We start from the raw sequence: 5,639 nt of genomic DNA, 5'->3' as shown, positions 1-5,639 counted from the left end.
CCCCGCCAATGGCGCAACAACACCACACCTCGCCTCGATGGGGCCCAGGACGAGAGCCGACTGGAGCTCTCGCAGCAGATCAGACCAGAGGAGACGTACGGATGAACGATCCTCTGTCTGACCTCACCGTCATCGACTCGGAGGAAGTTCGAGCATCGGATATCCCTCGCGCGCTGACGGCCGCATCGATTCTGTACGAGGACGGGGCTACGCAGGCATTCGCCGAGAACGGCAAGACCGTGTATGTCGAGAACGGAAGACCCACGTTGGGGGAGTGGTACGTGGATGCAGAGGGGCAGTTCTGCTCCTTCTGGCCGCCGGACTACCGAGCGTGCTACGAACTGCGCTGGCTCGTCGAAGACGAGCGGATCACTGGTCTCCGCTTCCGCCGCGGCTCCTACAGCGCCGTCGGTCGGTACCAGTTTCCCGGGCCTGACAATGCTGTCAAGGAATGAGCAGGGCGTCTCGGCAACGGGCCAGAAGCTCGGAGAGACGGGCGCGCTCCACCGGCTCGACCTCCATCGTCATGCGTTGAACAACCGAGGACACTTCTTCATGCGCGCGTTCGAGGATGAGCTCTGCGGTGTCGTTCAGCACCACGCTCCGTTCTCGCCGGGGCCCAGGATCACTCGAGCGGCTCACGAGTCCCCGCTTCTCCAGTCCCTGGAGCAGCACGTTCATCGACTGGCGGGACACGAACGCGCGCCGGGCGAGTTCAGAGCTCGTGATACCTGGCGTGTCCTGCAAGGCGGTCAAGCACGCGTATTGCGGCACGCTCAGCGCGAGCGGGCGAAGCCGATCGTCCATTCGCTGGTTCAGGAGCGACTGCGTCTCCTTGATCAGCACCCCCAGCGACTCCGGGCTCCGGTCCAATGCATCCATGTCAATAGTTTGACACACACTCCATTGAGTGTCAGGATATTGACACTGGCGTTATTGAACAGAACAGGAGCCTGCTCATGGCAGCAACAACCACCGGCCCGGACTTCGTCTCTTTCCAGGTGCGGGACCGCGCCGTCTCCGCGGAGTTCTACGACAAGCTCGTCGGACTCACGCGGCTCCCAGACTCGAACCCGGCAGCGACCGTCTTCTCCGCAGGAGGAACCGCGTTCGCCGTCCGCGACCCGTTCCCGGGCGTGGATCTCGACGCGATCCCTCAGCTCGGTGCCGGCATCGGCGTCTGGTTCCACAACGATGACGCGGAAGGTGTGCAGGCACGACTCGTCGACGCGGGAGTGCCGATTGTGCAGGAACCGGTCGAGGGGCCGTTCGGCCTGCAGTTCTCGTTCCGAGATCCCGACGGCTACGTCGTCACGATCCACGCCCGCGCCTAACACCACCATGGCGCAGCACACCCTCTCGGTCCCAGTGCTCGGGCCGTGGTCGTTGCGCACCAGCAAGCGGTTCTGGGAAGAGTTCACACCTACCGCGATCGAATCCGGCGGCGACCCGGACGTCCTCTCCGCACGCTTTGTGAGCGAGCACGACTGGACGTCTGTGTCCGCCCACGTCACCCAGAGCGGGGAGAGCACCCAGATAGGTTTGTCCGGCCCGGGCGATCTGGCCGCAGCCGCTGAACAGGTGCGGCGCTTCCTCTCTCTCGATGTGGACGCGCGGGGATGGCCGGCCGTAGGCGATCGCGACCCGATCATCGCCACCGCCCAAAGGGCTCTCCCCGGATATCGCCCGTGCGGCTTCCATTCCCCGTACGAAGCCGCTGCCTGGTGTGTCTTGTCGCAGCGCACTCGCGTCCCAGTCGCTGCCCGACTCCGCCGCGACCTTATCGTCGCGCACGGCAACGACGGGGCCTTTCCCGCGCCCGATGCGCTCATCCGCGCCATCGACGCCAGAGAGCTGGACCTACCCGGTCGGAAGCCAGAGTATCTCCGAGCTGTCGCAGAGGCCGCACTCACCGGACTGCTCAACGGTCCTCGGCTCCAAGCAATGCCCGAAGAATCGGCTCGCCGCGACCTGCTCGCGGTGACAGGCATCGGCCCGTTCGCCGCGGACCTCATCCTTATCCGCGGCGCCAACGCCCAGGACATCCTTCCGCGCGCGGAACGCCGCCTCCACGCCGAGATCTCCTACCAGTACGGGCCCGAATCGCTGCTCGAGGAGGTCGCGGAACGCTGGCGCCCCTTCCGCTCCTGGGCCGCCGTCCACCTCCGTGCGCTCCGAGAGCAGCGCACCCACGAGATGGGCTGACCGATGACCCTACAGCTCTTCGATAGTGGAACGTCATCGCTGCGCACGTTCGCGCCCCTGCGACCGGGCCACGTCGGCATCTATCTGTGCGGTCCGACTGTTCAGGCTCCGCCACACGTCGGTCATCTCCGATCCGCAGTGGTCTTCGACCAGCTGCGACGATGGCTCCAGATCGGCCACGATCTCGACGTGACCCTGGTGCGAAACATCACCGACCTGGACGACAAGATTCTTGCCGCGAGCCAGACGGTGGGCGTTCCATGGTGGGCGTGGGCGGCTCGTCATGAGAGGGCGTTCGCCGACGCTTATCGCAAGATCGGTATCTTGCCGCCGACGATCGAGCCGCGCGCGACAGGGCACACCGCCGAGATGCTTACCTTCATCGACCGGCTGATCGCCCGAGGCCACGCGTACCGAGCGGGAGGGGAAGCGGGGGACGTCTACTTCGACGTCTCATCATGGCCCGACTACGGGTCTCTGACCTCACAGGAGCACGGCACTCTCCGCGGAGACGAACATACCGATCAGGCAACAGAGAAACGTGACCCTCGCGACTTCGCGCTCTGGAAGTCGGCTCCCCCGGACGCGGGGGCCAGCGAGGAGATCGTTGCTCCTGCGGCATGGGCTTCGCCTTACGGGCCGGGACGCCCCGGATGGCATCTGAGCTGCTCGACAATGATTCTCCGCTACCTGGGAGAGAGCTTCGATATCCACGGTGGCGGGCTCGACCTGCGCTTTCCTCATCATGAGAACGAACAGGCGCAGTCCCGTGCCGCCGGATACGGATTCGCGCGCTACTGGATGCACAATGGCTGGGTCACGTCCGGCGGCGACAAGATCAGCAAGTCTCTCGGCAATGCGACACCCCTCGACGAGCTACTGCAGCACATGCGTCCTCTCGACCTGCGCTACTACCTCGGATCGGCCCACTATCGGTCGAACCTGGAACTGACCGACTCCGCCCTGCGATCCGCCACGGCGGCGATGCGCAGGATCGAAGACTTCATCACCCGGAGCACCAACCACTCCAGGCGCACGGCGGACGCGGACATGCTGCCGGTCGCATTCCGAAACGCCTTGGATGACGACCTCAACATCCCCATGGCACTCGCGGTCCTCCATGACGAGGTCAGGCAGGGCAACACCGCCCTCGCCCAGCACGACGCGCGGGCCGGTGCCGACGCATTGGACGCCGTGCTCGCCATGACTGGCGTCCTCGGCATCAACCCGCGCGACAGCCCGTGGGACGAATCAACGGCCACACCCCCGCTCGCCGAGCGCGCACTGGAGGCCCTGATCGCACAGGCGCTCAACCAGCGAGCCCAGGCCCGTAAGGCCAGGGACTTCCGTACGGCAGACCGTATCCGTGACGAACTCGACGCCGCCGGGATCGTGCTCAACGACAGCCAGTCAGGTACGACATGGGGCTTCACCGAAGGCGATACCTCATAGCCCGGAACAACAACAGGAGGATTCTCGAAGTCACAGCCCACTCCCAGGCTCACGGGACCAAACCGCGTCACCCCGGCGTTATCAACAGTGACGCCGCAGCCAGCGGCGCCGAACAAGGAGGACATTGTGTCGCACGATTACAGCAAGACTTCTGAGGCCCTGAGCCGCCTCAACGACCAGCAGTACCGCGTCACCCAGAAGGACGGCACCGAGCCGGCCTTCCGTAACGAGTACTGGGACAACCACGAGGACGGCCTGTACGTGGACGTCGTCTCCGGACAGCCCCTGTTCTCATCCACCGACAAGTACGACAGCGGAACCGGATGGCCCAGCTTCACCAAGCCGGTCGTCGCTGACGCCGTCCACACGAAGACGGACCGATCCCTCTGGATGCCCCGCACCGAGGTCCGCTCTACCGGGGCGGACAGCCACCTCGGGCACGTCTTCGACGACGGCCCCGCGAACGCGGGCGGCCTGCGCTACTGCATGAACTCCGCCGCGCTGCGGTTCATCCCCGTCTCCGACCTGGAGGCCGAGGGGTATGGAGAGTTCCGCTCACTGTTCGAGACCACCACCACGACCACGAAGGAGCACACATCATGACCAGTGGAATTCACGACACCGGAGAGGTCACCCGCACACCCGGCACCGAGACGGCCGTCCTGGCCGGCGGCTGCTTCTGGGGCGTGGACGAGCTCATCCGCAAGCAGCCGGGCGTGATCAGCACCCGCGCCGGATACACCGGCGGGCAGAACGATCACGCCACCTACCGCAACCACCCCGGCCACGCCGAGGCCGTGGAGATCGTCTTCGACCCATCGAAGACGACGTACCGGGACATCCTGGCGTTCTTCTTCCAGATCCACGACCCGTCGACCCTGAATCGTCAGGGCAACGATATCGGCACCAGCTACCGGTCGGCGATCTTCCCGCTCACCCCCGAGCAGGAGCAGGTCGCCAAGGAGACGATCGCCGACGTCGATGCCTCCGGTCTGTGGCCAGGATCGGCTGTCACCACGATCGAGCCCGCCGGCCCGTTCTGGGAGGCCGAGCCCGAGCACCAGGACTACCTCCAGCGGTATCCGAACGGCTACAACTGCCACTACCCTCGTGCCGGCTGGGTCCTGCCCCGCCGCATCCAGGCGACCGAGGCTTCCGTCTGACCATGTCCACGTGGGGGCGCGTCACCGCTGAGCCGGTGGCGCGCCCCCGCGTCATCAGTGACGGAGGAATGATGCGGAACGACCGTGAACGAAGATGAAGACAACGCGGTGGAGCGACGTCGCGCAGCGTCAGCCGCAGTCCTCACATGCGCAGACCTGACCGATGCGCTCGGCCGGAAGCACCGTCACCGCGCCCATATCACCGGGCTCGTCAGTCCGGCACCCGAACGCATCCTGTTCGGGCGCGTCGCGACGATCTCCTTCTTCCCGACCTGCCACGCCGCGCTCGACCCGGAGGAATACACCTTCGGACGGCTGTTCCACCAGGCCGTCGACGGATCAGCAGCCGATCCCGGCAACACGGTCCTCGTGATGGCCAGCAACGGCCACAGCTCGACGTCTCTCGCCGGTGGAACGAAGCTCTCCCGTGCGACCAACGTCGGCCTCGCCGGCGTCCTGACTGACGGACGCCTTCGTGACTTCGACGAACTGGCCGCGGAACCGTTCGCCGCATGGTGCTCGGGAGAGGCCGTCGCCTGGGGTGGAGCAGTGGTCACGCCGTTTCAGGCAAATGTTCCCGTCGTCATCGAAGGAGTGGGCATCTATCCGGGCCAGTACATCTTCTGCGACTCATCGGGAGCCGTCGTCATCCCCGACAGCGACATCGACGAAGTGCTCGAGACCGCCCATCAGATCCGCGCCGACGACAGCGCGTCCCGTGACCTGATCGCGCGGGAAGGTCGCAACGGAGGCCTGACACGCGAGCGGTGATCTCACGGTGCCGGTGGCGTGGTGTTGTTGCGCCATTGGCGGGGTGTG

The 5,639-nt window shown here is 65.6% G+C and carries 8 protein-coding genes; 7 read left to right on the top strand and 1 reads right to left on the bottom strand.

The window, feature by feature from the left end:
• Nucleotides 1–101 precede the first annotated feature (101 nt).
• Nucleotides 102–455, top strand: coding sequence for a hypothetical protein (locus tag HMPREF3086_RS09220; protein ID WP_024357790.1), 354 nt, complete (start codon nt 102–104; stop codon nt 453–455).
• Here HMPREF3086_RS09220 and HMPREF3086_RS09215 read toward each other — a convergent pair.
• Nucleotides 445–882, bottom strand: coding sequence for a MarR family winged helix-turn-helix transcriptional regulator (locus HMPREF3086_RS09215; protein WP_024357791.1), 438 nt, complete (start codon nt 880–882; stop codon nt 445–447). The two genes, HMPREF3086_RS09220 and HMPREF3086_RS09215, sit on opposite strands and share 11 nt — an antisense overlap.
• A 77-nt stretch (nt 883–959) precedes the next feature.
• Between HMPREF3086_RS09215 and HMPREF3086_RS09210 the strand changes: the two genes are divergently transcribed.
• From HMPREF3086_RS09210 to HMPREF3086_RS09185, 6 genes are all read left to right on the top strand, one after another.
• Nucleotides 960–1,334, top strand: a complete 375-nt coding sequence (locus tag HMPREF3086_RS09210) for a VOC family protein (RefSeq protein ID WP_024357792.1) — start codon at nt 960–962, stop codon at nt 1,332–1,334.
• Nucleotides 1,335–1,341: 7 nt separating this feature from the next.
• Complete coding sequence (locus tag HMPREF3086_RS09205) at nt 1,342–2,205, top strand: DNA-3-methyladenine glycosylase family protein (RefSeq protein ID WP_060775214.1); 864 nt, start codon at nt 1,342–1,344, stop codon at nt 2,203–2,205.
• A gap of 3 nt (nt 2,206–2,208) precedes the next feature.
• A complete protein-coding gene (gene cysS / locus HMPREF3086_RS09200) occupies nt 2,209–3,657 on the top strand; it encodes a cysteine--tRNA ligase (protein ID WP_024357794.1) in 1,449 nt (482 codons plus the stop codon).
• Between the two features lie 126 nt (nt 3,658–3,783).
• Entirely contained in the window at nt 3,784–4,260 is a 477-nt protein-coding gene (gene msrB / locus HMPREF3086_RS09195; RefSeq protein ID WP_024357795.1) for a peptide-methionine (R)-S-oxide reductase MsrB, read from the top strand.
• A complete protein-coding gene (gene msrA / locus HMPREF3086_RS09190; protein WP_020625394.1) occupies nt 4,257–4,820 on the top strand; it encodes a peptide-methionine (S)-S-oxide reductase MsrA in 564 nt (187 codons plus the stop codon). The genes msrB and msrA overlap by 4 nt, the downstream gene beginning before the upstream one ends.
• Before the next feature lie 108 nt (nt 4,821–4,928).
• On the top strand, nt 4,929–5,591 hold the full coding sequence (locus HMPREF3086_RS09185) for an RraA family protein (RefSeq protein ID WP_024357796.1): 663 nt from the start codon (nt 4,929–4,931) through the stop codon (nt 5,589–5,591).
• The last annotated feature ends 48 nt before the right edge of the window (nt 5,592–5,639 follow it).

This window comes from Dietzia sp. HMSC21D01 (genome assembly GCF_001815995.1).
Lineage (GTDB): Bacteria > Actinomycetota > Actinomycetes > Mycobacteriales > Mycobacteriaceae > Dietzia > Dietzia cinnamea.
The sequence above is the reverse complement of the archived record's forward strand: the minus strand, read 5'-3'. Positions and strand labels throughout refer to the sequence as shown.

Bases quoted from the DNA above. Each gene is read 5' to 3' on its own strand.
- HMPREF3086_RS09220 (WP_024357790.1), top strand. From the start codon at position 102: ATGAACGATCCTCTGTCTGACCTCACCGTCATCGACTCGGAGGAAGTT.
- HMPREF3086_RS09215 (WP_024357791.1), bottom strand. From the start codon at position 882: ATGGATGCATTGGACCGGAGCCCGGAGTCGCTGGGGGTGCTGATCAAG.
- HMPREF3086_RS09210 (WP_024357792.1), top strand. From the start codon at position 960: ATGGCAGCAACAACCACCGGCCCGGACTTCGTCTCTTTCCAGGTGCGG.
- HMPREF3086_RS09205 (WP_060775214.1), top strand. From the start codon at position 1,342: ATGGCGCAGCACACCCTCTCGGTCCCAGTGCTCGGGCCGTGGTCGTTG.
- cysS (WP_024357794.1), top strand. From the start codon at position 2,209: ATGACCCTACAGCTCTTCGATAGTGGAACGTCATCGCTGCGCACGTTC.
- msrA (WP_020625394.1), top strand. From the start codon at position 4,257: ATGACCAGTGGAATTCACGACACCGGAGAGGTCACCCGCACACCCGGC.